Below are 14,714 nucleotides of genomic sequence, written 5' to 3'. Positions count from 1 at the left end.
GGAGGTCTTGCATGAACATGGTGGCTCCCATTGAGCGCCCCGACCAGATGCTCGGCGCGCTGCGCGACAAGCTCGGCGCGGCCGCGGTGCTGATCGGCACCGACGTCCCTGCGCGCAACTGCAACGACTGGAGCGCGAGCCTGCCGCAGGCACCGCTCGCGGTGATCCGCCCCGTCGATGCGCGAGGTGTTGCGGATGCGATTCTGACCTGCCGACAGGCGCACCTGCCGTTCGTGCCGCAGGGGGGGTTGACCGGGCTCTGTCGCGGTGCCTCGCCCGAGCTGGGCTGGGTCGCGATCTCGCTCGAGCGCATGACCGGCATCGAGGAGATCGACCGCGCCTCGATGACGATGACGGTGAAAGCAGGCACGCCGCTGGAGACGATCCAGAAAGCCGCTGATGAAGCCGGCTTCTTCTTTCCGCTCGATCTCGGCTCGCGCGGCTCCTGCGCGATCGGCGGCAATCTCTCCACCAATGCCGGCGGCAACCGCGTGATCCGCTACGGCATGACGCGCGAACTGGTGCTCGGCCTGGAGGTGGTGCTGCCCGACGGCACCATCCTCACCAATCTCAACAAGCTGATGAAGAACAATGCCGGCTATGACCTCAAGCATCTCTTCATCGGCTCGGAAGGCACGCTCGGCATCATCACCCGCGTGGTGCTGAAATTGTTCCCGAAGCCGCGCTCGACCATGGCTGCGCTGTGCGCGCTGAAGGATTATGCGGCGGTGATCGCGCTGCTGGATGCGGCGCGATCCGGACTCGGCCCTCTGCTGTCGGCCTTCGAGGTAATGTGGCCGGATTATTGGGACGTGATCACGACGCGCGCGGGCGTCAAGCCGCCGGTCGCCGCTGGCGACAGCCTTTATGTGCTGGTGGAAGCGCAAGGCACCGACGAAAGCCTGGATGCGCCGCGCTTCCAGAGCTGGCTCGAAGAGCTGATGGAGCGGGGGCTGCTGGTCGATGCCGCCGTCGCGCAATCGCTGGCGCAGGCGCAAGGCTTCTGGCGCGTCCGTGACATCTGCGCCGAGTTCGGCCAGGTGCTGGGGCCGCATATCTCCTACGACATCGGGCTTGCGGTGGCGCGGATGGACGAGTTCGTCGGGCGCTGCAAGGCGGCTCTCGCCGGGGGCATCGAGGGCTGCGAGAGCGTCTATTACGGCCATATCGGCGACGGCAATCTGCATCTCGTCTCCTGGGTCACGGGGCTCACCGTCGAGCAGCAGCCGAAGGAGGCGATGGACGCGATCATCTACGGCCTCGTCCGCGAGATGGGCGGCAGCGTCTCCGCCGAGCACGGCATCGGCACGCTGAAGAAGAAGTGGCTGGGTCACGCCCGCAGCGAAGCCGAGATCGCGCTGATGCGGACGCTGAAGGCCGCGCTCGATCCCGATCATCTGCTCAATCCCGGCAAGGTATTCTGAGATCCCATGCGATCGCTCAAGCTCGATACGCCGAAATCGCTGTCGCAGCGGGTGATGCAGCGGCTGCGGCAGGCCATCATCGACGGCGAGTTCGCGCTGGGCGCCGCCATCTCCGAAGAGATGGTGGCCAATTCCTTCGGCGTCAGCCGCACGCCGGTACGCGAGGCGATGGGACAGCTGCAGGCGCAGGGCCTCGTGGTGATCCGGCCACAGGTCGGCAGCTTCGTGTTCACGCCGAGCGCCGACGACATTGAAGCACTCTGCACTTTCCGCATCGCGCTCGAGCCCAAGGCCGCCGAGCTCGCCTTCCGCCACGACCGCGACGGCGCGGTCGCAACGCTGAGCGAGGCGATCGCGGCGATGGAGCCGGCGGTCGCGGCCAAAGACAACATCGCCTATGGCCGCGCCGATGCCGCCTTTCACGAAGGCCTGTTCGCACATTGCGGCAACCGCTATCTCGTCGAGTCCTACCAGCTCGCATCGAGCCGCGTTGCAGCACTCCGCACCAATCTGACCTCGCCGATCGACGTACGCACCCGTTCGTCGTTCGACGAGCATCGCAAGCTGCTCGATCTGTTCGCGCACGGCGAGTTCGCGGCCTTCGAAGCGTTGATGACCACGCACATCACCAATTCTGGCGTGGTCTATGCCAAAGCGCTGACGGTGGACTGAGCGCTTCGAGCGGCCTCTGTCGATGCCGCGCCGGCTTCACCGCTGTCGTCAGAAGTTTCCTTGCCCGTTTCCTTGCCCATGGAGCAATCGCATATCCGATGTCGGCCGCGACGAGAGCCCTGAGGACGGGTCGCTGAGGTGCATATGCGGCACGCGCACCATTCCAGGGGGTGAAGCAATGCTCGCCAGCAGCACCGGCGCAACCGAGGTGCGAGTGATCGAGACCGAGAACATCGCCAGCAGCGCGCAGAGCATGCAAAGCCTCATCCGTACTGTCCTGCGATCGGAGATCGGCAGGAACAGGAAAAACAACATCGCCAGGATCAGCAGCGCATCGACCAGAAACATGGATCTCTCCCTTTGAAACTGGAGGGAGGATGGCGCGACGGCGACCGCTGGTATGTGGACAGCATCACACACCTGGCGGCACTGACCGCGCGCGGCAGGCGTGATACGGTTGGTCAAAACAAGCACCGCAACGGAGGCGCGTCATGCACAAGGTCTGGATCGAGGTGGCATTGAACGGGCCGTGGAGCCGTGCGCTTCAACCCGGCATTCCCGACACGGTGGAAGCGATCATCGCAGAGGGCATCGCCTGCGCCCGTGCAGGCGCAGCGATCATTCACACCCACGCCTATGACGGCGGCGGACCGCAGACGTTCGACTGGCAGATCTATGCACGCATCATCGAGGGCATTCGGGCCAAGGTTGACGTGCCCGTGTATCCCTCCATCCCTGGCCTCGATAAGCGCGGCAATGTCGCCGACCCCAAAGCGCGCTTCGCCCATATCGAGGCGCTGGCCGAACGCAGCCTGCTCGAATTCGCGGTGGTCGATCCCGGCAGCGTCAATTTCACACTGACCGCGACCAATGCGGAGGCAAAGCCGGCCGAGACCTATCTCAATCCGGAGACCCATATAAGGCACGGGCTCGGCGTTGCCGCACGCCACGGCATCCATCCGGCCTTCGCCATCTATGAGCCGGGCTTCATCCGTGCCGGCGCGGCGCTGGCGCGCGCGAGTGGCGTCAAGACGCCGATCTACCGCTTCATGTTCTCGCAGCAATTTGCGTTCTGCTTTCCGCCAAAGCCTTACGGCCTCGCCGCACTGGTCACGCTGGCCGAGGAGGAAGCGGCCGGCGCGCCCTGGATGGTCTCCGGCCTCGGCGTCGACATCACGCCGCTGATCGGAGATGCGATCGCCCGCCGCGGGCATATCCGCGTCGGGCTCGAGGATGCGCTGCTGGGCTCGACGACAACCAATCTTCGCCTCGTCGAGGACGCGGTGCGGATGGTCCGCGCGCACGGTGGCGAGCCGGCCACGACGGCCGAGGTCCGGCAGGCGCTCGCGAACGGTTAACGCGGGCGCGCCCGCCGGATAGCTCCCGGCGGAACCGCAAATCTTCACGTGCCCGTCGGTTGTATTCGCGGGCCCGGAGTCCTATGGCTGTGCGCATGGACACCCAGATCATTGCCGCCGAAAAGCCCCTGATGGCCGGGGCGCAGCCGCGCAAGCCGGCGCCGTTCCTCCCCATGAGCCGCGCCGAGATGGACACGCTCGGCTGGGACGCCTGCGACGTCGTGCTGGTGACCGGGGACGCCTATGTCGACCATCCGAGCTTCGGCATGGCGATCATCGGCCGGCTGCTGGAGGCGCAGGGATTCCGGGTCGGCATCATCTCGCAGCCCGACTGGCATTCGGCCGAGCCGTTCAAGGCGCTCGGCAAGCCGAAGGTGTTCTTCGGCGTAACCGGCGGCAACATGGATTCGATGGTGAACCGCTACACCGCGGACCGCCGCATCCGCAGCGATGACGCCTACACGGCGGGCGGCGAAGGCGGCAAGCGGCCGGACCGCTGCACCGTTGTCTACGCGCAGCGCTGCCGCGAGGCATTCAAGGATGTGCCGATCGTGCTCGGCGGCATCGAGGCCTCGCTGCGCCGGATCGCGCATTACGATTACTGGTCCGACAAGGTGCGCCGCTCGGTGCTGGCCGACGCCAAGGCCGACCTGTTGCTCTACGGCAATGCCGAGCGCGCCGTCGTCGAGGTGGCCAACCGCCTTGCCGCCGGCGAAGCCCCGCGCGAGCTCAAGGACATCAGAGGCGTCGCGCTGTTCCGCCGCGTGCCCGAGGACTATTCGGAGCTGCATGCCGACGATCTCGACTCCGCCGACGAAGGCGCAACGCGCCAGAAGGGCGCAACCGTGATCCGGCTGCCGGCGCTGGAGCAGGTCGAGCAGGACAAGGAAGCCTATGCGCGCGCCTCACGCGTGCTGCACCGGGAGAGCAATCCCGGCAATGCGCGGCCGCTGGTGCAGCGTCACGGCGACCGCGATCTCTGGCTCAATCCGCCGCCGATCCCGCTGACCTCCGAGGAGATGGACGCGGTCTACGATCTTCCTTACGCGCGCGCGCCGCACCCGTCCTACGGCGACGCAAAAATCCCCGCCTGGGACATGATCAAGTTCTCGGTGACGATCATGCGCGGCTGCTTTGGCGGCTGCACTTTCTGCTCGATCACCGAGCATGAGGGACGCATCATCCAGAATCGCTCCGAGGGGTCGATCCTGCGCGAGATCGAGAAGATCCGCGACAAGACACCGGGCTTCACCGGCGTCATCTCCGACATCGGCGGCCCCACCGCCAACATGTACCGGATGGCGTGCAAGGACCCGAAGGTCGAGGCCGCGTGCCGGCGCCCGTCCTGCGTCTTCCCCGAGATCTGCCCGAACCTCAACACCTCGCATGACGATCTGATCCGGCTCTATCGCAAGGTGCGCGAGACCAAGGGCATCAAGAAGGTGATGGTCGCCTCCGGTGTCCGCTACGACCTCGCGGTCGAGAGCCCCGAATACATCAAGGAGCTCGTCACTCATCACGTCGGCGGCTACCTCAAGATCGCGCCCGAGCATACCGAGCGCGGTCCGCTCGACAAGATGATGAAGCCGGGCATCGGCGCCTACAACCAGTTCAAGCGGATGTTCGATGCTGCGGCCGAACAGGCCGGCAAGAAATATTACCTGATCCCTTATTTCATCGCGGCGCATCCGGGCACGACCGACGAGGACATGATGAACCTCGCGCTCTGGCTGAAGAAGAACCGCTATCGCGCCGACCAGGTGCAGACCTTCCTGCCCTCGCCGATGGCGACGGCAACCGCGATGTACCACACCGGCGTCAACCCGCTGCGCGGCGTGCGCCATGGCGGCAGCGACAAGGTCGAGGCGATCAAGGGCCTGCGCCAGCGCCGTCTACACAAGGCCTTCCTGCGCTACCACGACCCCGACAACTGGCCGGTGCTGCGCGAAGCGCTGAAGGAAATGGGCCGCGCCGATCTGATCGGCTCCCGCCCCGACCAGCTCGTCCCCGCGCACCAGCCGCCCGGCACTGGCAAGGCCGCCGGCACGCGGCGACCCGTGCGCCCCGGCGGCAAGACGCAGCGGTTCACGACCAAGGGTCTGCGGGTGATGAAGTAGCGGGCGGGAGCCAAGATTCGCCTAATGCTTTCCTGCCTTCGAAGCAAAACTCGAAAACAACCCCATGCACAGTAGCCGGTGATAACAAAATCAACGGCTTGAATCGCCGTGAGACCGGGATGATCGGTTATTGCGCCTGCGCCCCCATTCGAGCGCGCAATTTCCGAAAAACCGCAAAACGCTTGACGCGTCGGGCAAAACAGGTGCATGATGGCACTGTTGGACGTATGAGGTTGAGCAAGCCCGCGGCGCAACTCCGTATCAATATCTTCAAGCTTCACACCGCGGCCCGCACGCAGGCTGTGTGCGCTGACGTGCTGCAGGAAGCGAGGTCATGGTCCAAACTACGACCGCATCGACCCGGAGACTGTCTCATGCCCAAGAGAATGATCCGTCCGCTTCGCTCCGAAAGCGACTACGATTCTGCACTCGAAGAGATCGAGCGCTATTTCGAAAGCGAACCAAAGCCAGGCACGCCTGAGGGCGATCGTTTCGACCTTCTCGCACTGGTCATCGAAGACTATGAGCGCAAGCACTGGCCGATCGATCCGCCCGATGCGGTCGACGCGATCCGTTATCGGATGGAAACCGGGCAACACACTCAGGCGGACCTCGGCCGCCTGCTCGGCTCGCGCCAGCGCGCGACGTCCTGACGCGCAAACGCCCGCTCACGATGAAGATGGCCTGGCGGCTGCACCGCGAATGGGGAATTCCAGCGGAAGCGCTAATTGCCCCGCCGCAAGTCCGTGGGCGAAGATCGGCGGCATAACCGCACCGCTGGTGATTGAGGGCCAACCGTAACGCTATCCCGGCCGGCTACATAGACCTGACGAGTTTAGCGGACTGCACACGGCTATCGCCGGCGTGGCTCGCCAAGCGTTGCCGACGGCTTGACGTTTGCTTCTTATGTAACTTATAAAGTTACATGAAACGAGATAGTCGCTTATCGGGCGTGCTGCACGTGCTGTTGCACATGGCGCAGCAGCCCGGACCCTTCACGTCCGAGACCCTGGCTAAGGCCATGGACACCAACCCGGTGGTGATCCGCCGCATCATGGCGGGCCTGCGGGACCTCAATTACGTCCGCTCCGAGAAGGGGCACGGCGGCGGCTGGACGCTGGCTTGCGATCTTTCAAAGGTGACGTTGCGCGACGTCTACACTGCGCTCGGCAGTCCCTCGCTTCTGGCCATGGGCAACCGGACGGAGACGCCGGGCTGCCTCGTCGAGCAGGCCGTCAATACCGCGCTCGATCAGGCCTTTGACGATGCAGAGGCGTTGCTGCTGTCGCGCCTCGGCGAAGTCACGCTGGCGATGCTGGGCGACGATCTGCGCAAACGCCTCGGGTCGCGCAAGCTTCAAGGCATGGGCGCGCATCACGCGTGATGAACTCTAGTCAGCAGGACGACATCGTGACCGACATTCAAACCGCGTTCTCCGATCCGCAAATGGTGGCGAACTACACGCAAGGGCCACCGCGGTTCGTTCCAGGCTACAATTCCATGCTGTCCATGGCGGCCATCCTTCTGGCCGAGCGGGCACATGAAGACGCACGAATACTCGTGCTTGGCGCGGGCGGCGGTCTTGAATTGCAGGCCTTTGCGCAGGCCCGGCCGCGCTGGATCTTCGATGGCGTGGATCCATCCGCAGCGATGCTCGATCTTGCGAAGCAAACGCTGGGGCCGCTTGCGTCGCGTGCGCGTCTACACCAAGGCTATATCGACGATGCACCCGCCGGGCCGTTCGACGGCGCGACGTGCCTGTTGACCCTGCATTTCGTCGATGTCGAGGAACGGCGTCGCATAGCGTCCGAAATCCGCCGCCGCCTCAAGCCTGGCGCGCCGTTCGTGACGGCCCATTTCAGCATCCCCGGCGGCGACGTTGAACGGCCGCTCTGGCTGTCGCGATATTCCGCCTTTCTCGCCGCATCGGGAGTCGAGCCCGACAAGGCGGCCGCCGCGCGAAAGGCAGTCGACGGGCAGTTGAGCATTCTGGCGCCGGAGCAGGACGAAGTGATCTTGCGCGACGCTGGCTTCTCCGACCCAACCCTGTTCTACACCGGCTTCACTTTTCGCGGCTGGGTGGCCTACGCCTGAGGTACGCTCACCGATCCACCGGCACACCCGGCCCGAGATGATACCGGCTGGAGAAGAACACCAGCGGCGTGGTGTCGCGATAGTCGCAGGTCGAGACTTCGGCGATGATCAGCGTGTGATCGCTGACGTCGACGTGACGCGTGACCTCGCAGGCGAACCAGGCGATGCAGCCCGAGAGACGTGGCAGGCCATCCACGATTTCATAATCAGGACTTGCACCACTGTTCGGCTGGCTGGCGAAGTGCCGCGACAGGTCCCTTCCGTGGTCCGGAAGGACGTTGACGCAGTAGCGGCCGGTCGCCGAGATCGCGCGGTGCATGCGGCCGGGCATGACGGAGACCAGCACGGTCGGCGGCGACAGGCTGACGGTGACAAAGCTGTTTGCGGTCATGCCGCAGACGCGGCCGTGCTCGTCCAGAGCGGTCAGCACCGCGACGCCGGTCGCAAAGCGCGATGCCGCTTCGCGGAATGACGCCGGATTGGCGCGCTGCATGTCAGTCTCCGCTCGCATCTGAAATCACGCAATCGCCCTGCCGGGCTCTGGCGGCGCCGACATGCGTTCGATCCAGGCCTGGATGCGCTGTGGCGTGGAGATGCGATCCCACTGCCGGTCCGGGTAGTTGAAGTTCTCGGTGAACTCGTTCGCCAGCGCAGGATTCTGGCTCATCGCGCCGATCAGCATGCCCAGCGCTTCCGTTGGCGGCTGCAGCATCACATTGGTCCAGCGCGAGGCCGCCAGCACGCGGTCCTGCCGCTTCAGGTCGATTGTCTCGCAGAGGCGCGCATCGCACGCGTCGGCGTTGACGATCTCCTCGCCCAGCACGAAGGCCGCATAGGAGGCGACATTGGCGCCCTGCCCCATCATGGGATCGACGATGGCATGGACGTCGCCGAGCGCGATCGCGCATTTGCCGTCGTCGAACTCGACCATGGTGTTGCGCACGGTCGGGACGACGCCGCCCTGCAGGAGATCCTGCGGCTGCGCCAGATCGAAGCGCGCGGTGTCGATGCGGTCGTAGGTGGTCGGGTGATGCTTCTCGAGCTTGCCGAGCAGAACTTTAAGGAAGTGCTTCGGGTTGTCGTCGTAGCTGAGCGTCGCCAGTTCCTCCATGTCGCCGCCCGGCACGTTCTCCATCAGCAGCGCGTTGGCGATACCGCCGAAGGTAACGGTCGGGATCACGATCATCTCGCCATGGCCGGGCGAGACCGAGAGCGTGACGTTCATCGGATCCGGCTGCCTCACGCCGGTGTAGAGCCCGACGCAGAGGCGCCGCTGCGGCTGCTGATAGGGGGAGTGCTCGGGACGATAGGTGAAGAGCTGGCCCAGCGGCCCCTTGCCGGTCGAGACGACCAACAGGTCGAAGCGCGCGACCAGCGGACGGATGTCGCGCTCCTCGATGCGGCGGTATTCGATCTTGCCACCGCGCTTCGTAAAATCCTGCATCAGCGCGGGAAGATACAGCCGGTAGTCGACGGCGCGACTTGCCTTCGAGAAGTCACCGCGAAAGCGCAGCGGCTCGGGGAAATTGAAGACATGATCGTGGTAGTAATAATGATCCTTCGGATCGGTCCAGTGATTGACGCCGAGATAGTCCTCGCGTGCGATCGTCACGTGATGATGCGCGACGGTGTTGAGCAGCCGGATGTTGCGATAGTCCTCGGGCGGCCGGTCGGTAATGATGGTGGCGTCGACGCCGTGCTTCTGCAGATAGAGCGCGAGATGCAGGCCTGCGATTCCCGCGCCGACAATTCCGATATGGCGTGCCACGTGGTCCCCTCCCCTGTGATTGCTTGTTTTGAGGCAGCCTAGCGACCCGCGATGTTGCGTACTACGGAATAAATGGGATATGATTTATTCTAAGACGGAATGAATTATGGATCGGATCGATTGCCTGCGCGCTTTCGTTCGCACCCTCGAGGGTGGCAGCTTTTCGGCTGCGGCCAAGGAGCTCGGCATCGGCCAGCCCGCGATCAGCAAGCGCATAGCGATGCTGGAAAGCGAGTTCGGCACGCAGCTGTTCTTGCGCACGACGCGCACGCTGAAGCCGACGGCCGAGGCGCACAGGATCTACGATCTCGCGCGGCAGATCCTCGACAGTTTCGACATGGCGCGAGCGAGCGTCGACAAGGCAGCGCCCCGCCCCACCGGCACGCTGCGGATCGGTGTGCCGTCGTCGTTCGGGCGGCGCTACATGATGCCCGTGATCGCCGAGTACGTGCGGAATTATCCGGAGGTGCGGGTCGATATCCGCTTCAGCGAACGGTTCGTCAATCTGGTGGAAGAAGGCATCGAGCTGGCGCTGCGGATCGGAAACCTGGAGGCGAGCACGCTGGTCGCCCGCCGGCTTGGCACCGTGCAGCGTTATCTGGTCGCGACGCCGACCTATCTGCATGGCCGACCGCTGCCGCGCACGCCTGACGATCTCGGCTCGCACCAGTGCATCGTCTATTCCAGGATGTCGCCGGCGCACCAATGGGCCTTCGAGTCCGAGCATGGTCGCCACGTCGCGTCGATCAACGGCCCCATTCATGTCGACGACGCCGATGCGATGCAGGAGGCGACGATGCAGCATCTCGGCATCGCCATCCTGCCCGACTGGAATGCCGCGGGCGGTCTTCGCAGCGGCGAGCTCGAGCATGTGCTGCCGGACTACAGCATCGCCGCGCTGCCCTTGCACGCGGTCTATCCCGAGACGCACTGGATGTCGCTGCGTGCGCGCAGCTTCCTGGATCTCCTGGTCGAGCGCGCCGGGCATTTTGCGTCGGCCTCGACGCAGAGCCCCGTTGCGAGTGCGGGCGGTTGACGCCGTCGCTGCCGCCATTAAATGACGCCCATGAAAAAGATCGGATTTCTGTCCTTCGGACACTGGACGCCCTCGCCGCAATCGCAGACCCGCTCGGCGGCGGATACGCTGCTGCAATCGATCGAGCTTGCCGTGGCCGCGGAACAGTTAGGGGCCGACGGCGCCTATTTTCGCGTGCATCATTTCGCCCGCCAGCTCGCCTCGCCCTTCCCGCTGCTCGCGGCCGTCGGCGCCAGGACCAGCACGATCGAGATCGGCACGGCCGTGATCGACATGCGCTACGAGAACCCGCTCTACATGGTGGAGGACGCAGGCAGCGCCGACCTCATCGCCGGCGGGCGGCTCCAGCTCGGCATCAGCCGCGGCTCGCCCGAGCAGGTGATCGACGGCTGGCGCTATTTTGGTTATCGCCCGGCCGAGGGCCAGAACGACGCCGACATGGGCCGGCGCCATGCGGAAGTGTTCCTCGACCTGTTGCGCGGCGAGGGTTTTGCGGAGCCGAATCCGCAGCCGATGTTTCCGAACCCACCGGGCCTCTTGCGCCTCGAGCCGCATGCCGCGGGCTTGCGTGAACGGATCTGGTGGGGCGCCGGCTCGAACGCCACGGCGGTGTGGGCGGCAAAGCACGGCATGAATTTGCAGAGCTCGACGCTGAAGAACGACGAGACCGGCGAAGCTTTTCACGTGCAGCAGGCCGCCCAGATCCGTGCCTATCGCGCCGCCTGGAAGGAGGCCGGCCACAGCCGCGAGCCGCGCATCTCCGTCAGCCGTAGCATCTTCGCGCTGATGAACGACCGCGACCGCGCCTATTTCGGCGGCGAGCGCGGCGGCGAAGACCAGATCGGCTTCATCGATCCGCAGACGCGCGCGATCTTCGGCCGGAGTTATGCGGCCGAGCCGGATGCGCTGATCGCGCAGCTGCGCCAGGACGAGGCGATCGCCGAAGCGGACACGCTGCTGCTGACGATCCCGAACCAGTTGGGCGTCGACTATTGCGCGCATACGATCGAGGCGATCCTGAAGCACGTCGCGCCGGCGCTGGGGTGGCGGTGAGCGTGCAACGCTGCACGACCTTTGGTCGTGATTGACTTGAGCCACCACCCTGTCCAATATTGTCCCCGGGGACGATTGGAATCAATTTGGGGCTGGAATGCGCGGGTTGGTGGGAATCTTTGCCGTGGCCACGTTGCTTGCGGGGTGCGCATCGGGGCAGTTGGGTGACGCGGCTCTGACTGACAACGTCAAGTCAAATACTGCACGCTTGGTGGTCTATCGCTCGTCGGCCCTGGGATTTGCGGTCATGCCCAATTACGCCGTCGACGGACGCGTGATTGGCGGCAGCCAGGCCGCGGGGTTCGTCTCGTGCGACCTGCCTCCGGGCCGCCACGAGGTCGCCGTCAACAATCTTCCTCTGAGCACCAATCTGTTCGGGCAAGGAAGCGAGAAGGTGAGCCTCGAGCTGCGCGCCGGCAGCACCACCTATCTTTCCGCCCAGCCGCAGATGGGAATTGTGACGCCTGGCGCGGTCACGCTGATTCAGGTCACCGAAGGCCAGGGCCGCGCCGACGTCGCCAGCCTTCGTCAGAGCAGCGCCTCGTGCGGCAAGGCCTGACCGGGCCAGTCCACCGTCAAAACGCGGATGAAGCGGCTTGTCCTGAAAATCATCCTGTGTCTCGGCCGCTACGCCGTGCTTCCGGCCGTCGCACTGGCCTGCGTGATCATGGCTATTTGGCTGATGGCGATGGATCGCTACACGATCACCGCGCTGGTCACGGCACCGGTCGTGTTCTCAATCTTCCTGGGCGCATTGGCACTTGCGATCGGCCTCCTGCTTCTGCCCTCGCGCAAGCATGGGAATTTTGAGGCCAACGAGGAGATCGCTCCGGGCCTTTGGGCCATGTGGAAGGAGCTCGATCGCAGTTTCGTCCGATCCCGGCGCACCCTGCTGATCAACACCGACTTCAATGCCTCGATTGGCGAAGTGAGCCGATATGCCGGGCTGTTTGGGCAACACGTCACGATGACCGTCGGGTTGCCGATGCTCATCGTCCTGGACGAGCGCGCGGTTCGTGCCGTCGTTGCCCACGAGGTGGCACACGCCCGGCTTCGGCACACCTCGGGAAGCATCAAACTTGCGGATTTCATCGCGGCTTCCGAGAATGTCTTTCTCTACGCCAATCCGGAATGGACCATCACCGGGCGCGTCATACGGGCGCTGCTCCATTCCATGCTCGAATGGCTCGAGAAGGAGTATCGCGCGCTGTCGCGGGAGAACGAGCTTCATGCCGATCTCGGCGCGGCCGAGCAGGTTGGCCGCGCCGAGACGGCCCGCGCCCTCGTGCTGGTCGAAGCTTGCGGAACACGCCTCACCGATCTGGTGTTCGCTCCTCTCGAGAAAGAGATACTGGGCGCGATCCATGCACCACGCCCGCCCATCGAGCGGATCGTCAAGCAGCTCGCGGATATCCGGGCGCCAGGACCGATGATCGCCGCTGCTGCTGCGGGTTTGAGTCGTGAGCACGATCCCGATTCGACGCATCCGCCTTTCGCCAAGCGGCTCGCCAACCTCGGATATGCCGACATTCCCGAGATCGACGAGGTCGGGATCTCGACCATCGAACAGCTATTCTCGCGCGACGCAGCCACGGACCTCGCCGCACGTTTCGACAGGGAATGGCGGAAAAAGGCGCAGGACTGGGTCACCATCGGCAGGTGAGCTGATGCGCGCTACGTCGCCGGCTGGTAGCGCGTGAGCGCCTCCGGCTCTTGCTCCGGCACGACCACCGTCTGCATCCTGATCTGGCTTCCGATCACGAGCCCCGTCAGCGAGAGCATCAGACCCAGCGCCGGCGGCGCGAACAGGGCCTCCTCCTGAAACAGGCCGTTGAGCAGCACGACCATGACGCCGAAGCCGGCGAGGCCCTGGGTCAGAAATCCCGAGGATGCGTAGAGGCGCCAGGCCTTGAGCGCCATGGCGAAATAGAAACCGAGCGGCACGAGGGCGGCGATGCCCATCTGGTAGATCAGCACGCCGATCGCGCTTTCGACCGCGCCGTCGATCGTTCCGGCCGCCTGCGCCGCGCTCCAGTCGATCGAGAAATAGCCGTCGGACAAATTGCCGCCGATGCCGAGACCGCGGCCGAACGGCTTTTCAAGGAAGCCGTTCAAGCCGCCCATCAGGCCGATGACGTGATAGTCGCCGATCTGCAAGCCGACACGGATCGCGACGGCCGCGAACACCATCAGGGCCAGCAGGCCGAGCACCAGCGTCACCACCGCGCCGAGGATGCGGGTCGAGATCCAGGCCGCGACCACGAACACCACCGTGATGAGCGCGCCCTTGACGCTGCACAGGATCAAGAGAGGCAGCGCCGCGAGCGCCAGGAAGGGGCGTCCGACCGAAAACAGGAACAGCCCGAAGAAGGCGATGCCGTAGCCGAAGCTGATCGCACTCATGTTCGGCCCGTGGATGCGCAGGATCTTCGACAGGCCGAAACCTTCGAGCAGGGGCGTGTTCAGGAAGTCGAAGCTGAAGCGATCCTTGAGGTCGACCGGCACGTTTCCGGTGGCCCGCATCTGCGCTTCCCAGACGCCCGAATGGGTCGCCTTCAGCTCGTCGAAGCCCCAGAACGTGTAGCCGTTGGTAATGGCCAGCCAGACGTCGCGGAACGCAAACTCGACATAGCCGCAGATGACGAGAATGACCGCGAGCGTCACCAGGAACGGCGTGGCGCGCACCTCGAAGGTCGCTGCGGTCAGCAGCGAGAGTTGAAACAGGAACAGCGGCAGCACGATGTTGCGCAAATAGACCGATGCCGCCTGCCCGTTCTGGACGAAGCCGATCGCGAAATACAGCGCGACCACGGCGAGGGTGAGGACACCCCATCGCATGATCCTGATAATTTCGGCCGACTGTCTCCGCTGGCCGAACACGTAGAAGCCGAACGTCGTCAGCCACATCACGGAGCAGACGAGGAAATTATAGCCCTTGATGAAGTCCAGTTCGGACGGGATCGACACCAGCGGCGACAGGATCGAGACGAACAGGTTCTGGAAGAACAGGACGAAGATCGCAATCAGCGGCGCGTAGGTCGGAACCGCCAGCACAATGGCGATTGCGACGAGGACTTCGACGGTGAGGGACAGCACCGGGCTCGCCACGTGCAGAAGCGGAACGAAGCCGATCGTCGCAACTGCAATCAGAAGCGTCGGGACCGCATCGCGCAAAGGCGATGGCTCGGACAT

At 64.6% G+C, this 14,714-nt stretch carries 15 protein-coding genes; 11 read left to right on the top strand and 4 right to left on the bottom strand.

The window, feature by feature from the left end; all coding sequences use genetic code 11:
• Positions 1 to 11 precede the first annotated feature (11 nt).
• Positions 12 to 1,424, top strand: coding sequence for an FAD-binding oxidoreductase (locus WHZ77_RS02605; protein WP_375312252.1), 1,413 nt, complete (start codon positions 12 to 14; stop codon positions 1,422 to 1,424).
• Between the two features lie 6 nt (positions 1,425 to 1,430).
• A complete protein-coding gene (locus WHZ77_RS02600; RefSeq protein ID WP_375312251.1) occupies positions 1,431 to 2,096 on the top strand; it encodes a GntR family transcriptional regulator in 666 nt (221 codons plus the stop codon).
• Positions 2,097 to 2,144: 48 nt separating this feature from the next.
• Here the strand turns inward: WHZ77_RS02600 and WHZ77_RS02595 are convergent, their stop codons facing one another.
• Positions 2,145 to 2,444 carry a hypothetical protein gene (locus WHZ77_RS02595; RefSeq protein WP_375312250.1) on the bottom strand — a complete coding sequence of 100 codons (300 nt, stop codon included), beginning with the start codon at positions 2,442 to 2,444 and terminating at the stop codon, positions 2,145 to 2,147.
• Between the two features lie 143 nt (positions 2,445 to 2,587).
• Between WHZ77_RS02595 and WHZ77_RS02590 the strand changes: the two genes are divergently transcribed.
• The 5 genes from WHZ77_RS02590 (at position 2,588) to WHZ77_RS02570 (ending at position 7,665) form a co-directional block, all read left to right on the top strand.
• A complete protein-coding gene (locus WHZ77_RS02590) occupies positions 2,588 to 3,454 on the top strand; it encodes a 3-keto-5-aminohexanoate cleavage protein (protein ID WP_375312249.1) in 867 nt (288 codons plus the stop codon).
• A 95-nt stretch (positions 3,455 to 3,549) separates the two neighbouring features.
• Positions 3,550 to 5,571 (top strand): YgiQ family radical SAM protein, encoded by a 2,022-nt coding sequence (locus WHZ77_RS02585; protein WP_375314650.1) that lies wholly within the window; start codon positions 3,550 to 3,552, stop codon positions 5,569 to 5,571.
• A 233-nt stretch (positions 5,572 to 5,804) separates the two neighbouring features.
• The gene (locus WHZ77_RS02580; protein WP_375312248.1) at positions 5,805 to 6,224 is read left to right on the top strand and encodes a type II toxin-antitoxin system HigA family antitoxin; all 420 of its coding nucleotides are present in this window, start codon (positions 5,805 to 5,807) and stop codon (positions 6,222 to 6,224) included.
• 272 nt (positions 6,225 to 6,496) lie between these two features.
• The gene (locus WHZ77_RS02575) at positions 6,497 to 6,955 is read left to right on the top strand and encodes an Rrf2 family transcriptional regulator (RefSeq protein ID WP_375312247.1); all 459 of its coding nucleotides are present in this window, start codon (positions 6,497 to 6,499) and stop codon (positions 6,953 to 6,955) included.
• A complete protein-coding gene (locus WHZ77_RS02570; protein WP_375314649.1) occupies positions 6,955 to 7,665 on the top strand; it encodes a class I SAM-dependent methyltransferase in 711 nt (236 codons plus the stop codon). Before WHZ77_RS02575 ends, WHZ77_RS02570 begins: the two co-directional genes overlap by 1 nt.
• A gap of 7 nt (positions 7,666 to 7,672) precedes the next feature.
• On the opposite strand, the gene styB is transcribed toward WHZ77_RS02570, so the two are convergent.
• Both styB and styA read right to left on the bottom strand, forming a co-directional pair.
• A complete protein-coding gene (gene styB / locus WHZ77_RS02565) occupies positions 7,673 to 8,158 on the bottom strand; it encodes a styrene monooxygenase NADH-dependent flavin reductase subunit StyB (protein WP_375312246.1) in 486 nt (161 codons plus the stop codon).
• A gap of 24 nt (positions 8,159 to 8,182) precedes the next feature.
• Positions 8,183 to 9,433, bottom strand: coding sequence for a styrene monooxygenase subunit StyA (styA, locus tag WHZ77_RS02560; RefSeq protein ID WP_375312245.1), 1,251 nt, complete (start codon positions 9,431 to 9,433; stop codon positions 8,183 to 8,185).
• A gap of 106 nt (positions 9,434 to 9,539) precedes the next feature.
• Between styA and WHZ77_RS02555 the strand changes: the two genes are divergently transcribed.
• The 4 genes from WHZ77_RS02555 to WHZ77_RS02540 all read left to right on the top strand — a co-directional run bounded on the left by WHZ77_RS02555 (position 9,540) and on the right by WHZ77_RS02540 (position 13,185).
• Complete coding sequence (locus WHZ77_RS02555; RefSeq protein ID WP_375312244.1) at positions 9,540 to 10,469, top strand: LysR substrate-binding domain-containing protein; 930 nt, start codon at positions 9,540 to 9,542, stop codon at positions 10,467 to 10,469.
• Between the two features lie 30 nt (positions 10,470 to 10,499).
• Positions 10,500 to 11,522, top strand: coding sequence for an LLM class flavin-dependent oxidoreductase (locus tag WHZ77_RS02550; protein WP_375312243.1), 1,023 nt, complete (start codon positions 10,500 to 10,502; stop codon positions 11,520 to 11,522).
• A gap of 124 nt (positions 11,523 to 11,646) precedes the next feature.
• Positions 11,647 to 12,081 (top strand): DUF2846 domain-containing protein, encoded by a 435-nt coding sequence (locus tag WHZ77_RS02545; RefSeq protein WP_375312242.1) that lies wholly within the window; start codon positions 11,647 to 11,649, stop codon positions 12,079 to 12,081.
• 27 nt (positions 12,082 to 12,108) lie between these two features.
• Positions 12,109 to 13,185, top strand: coding sequence for a M48 family metallopeptidase (locus tag WHZ77_RS02540; protein ID WP_375312241.1), 1,077 nt, complete (start codon positions 12,109 to 12,111; stop codon positions 13,183 to 13,185).
• Between the two features lie 11 nt (positions 13,186 to 13,196).
• On the opposite strand, the gene WHZ77_RS02535 is transcribed toward WHZ77_RS02540, so the two are convergent.
• Positions 13,197 to 14,714, bottom strand: a complete 1,518-nt coding sequence (locus WHZ77_RS02535; protein ID WP_375312240.1) for a hypothetical protein — start codon at positions 14,712 to 14,714, stop codon at positions 13,197 to 13,199.

Source organism: Bradyrhizobium sp. A5 (genome assembly GCF_042076515.1).
In the GTDB taxonomy this organism is placed as follows: domain Bacteria; phylum Pseudomonadota; class Alphaproteobacteria; order Rhizobiales; family Xanthobacteraceae; genus Bradyrhizobium; species Bradyrhizobium cosmicum.
The sequence above is the reverse complement of the archived record's forward strand: the minus strand, read 5'-3'. Positions and strand labels throughout refer to the sequence as shown.

Coding starts and splice junctions, on each gene's coding strand:
- WHZ77_RS02585 (WP_375314650.1), top strand. CDS start 3,550: ATGGACACCCAGATCATTGCCGCCGAAAAGCCCCTGATGGCCGGGGCG.
- WHZ77_RS02540 (WP_375312241.1), top strand. CDS start 12,109: ATGAAGCGGCTTGTCCTGAAAATCATCCTGTGTCTCGGCCGCTACGCC.
- WHZ77_RS02570 (WP_375314649.1), top strand. CDS start 6,955: ATGAACTCTAGTCAGCAGGACGACATCGTGACCGACATTCAAACCGCG.
- WHZ77_RS02555 (WP_375312244.1), top strand. CDS start 9,540: ATGGATCGGATCGATTGCCTGCGCGCTTTCGTTCGCACCCTCGAGGGT.
- WHZ77_RS02595 (WP_375312250.1), bottom strand. CDS start 2,444: ATGTTTCTGGTCGATGCGCTGCTGATCCTGGCGATGTTGTTTTTCCTG.
- WHZ77_RS02550 (WP_375312243.1), top strand. CDS start 10,500: ATGAAAAAGATCGGATTTCTGTCCTTCGGACACTGGACGCCCTCGCCG.
- WHZ77_RS02605 (WP_375312252.1), top strand. CDS start 12: ATGAACATGGTGGCTCCCATTGAGCGCCCCGACCAGATGCTCGGCGCG.
- WHZ77_RS02575 (WP_375312247.1), top strand. CDS start 6,497: ATGAAACGAGATAGTCGCTTATCGGGCGTGCTGCACGTGCTGTTGCAC.
- WHZ77_RS02590 (WP_375312249.1), top strand. CDS start 2,588: ATGCACAAGGTCTGGATCGAGGTGGCATTGAACGGGCCGTGGAGCCGT.
- WHZ77_RS02600 (WP_375312251.1), top strand. CDS start 1,431: ATGCGATCGCTCAAGCTCGATACGCCGAAATCGCTGTCGCAGCGGGTG.
- styB (WP_375312246.1), bottom strand. CDS start 8,158: ATGCAGCGCGCCAATCCGGCGTCATTCCGCGAAGCGGCATCGCGCTTT.
- WHZ77_RS02535 (WP_375312240.1), bottom strand. CDS start 14,714: ATGTCCGAGCCATCGCCTTTGCGCGATGCGGTCCCGACGCTTCTGATT.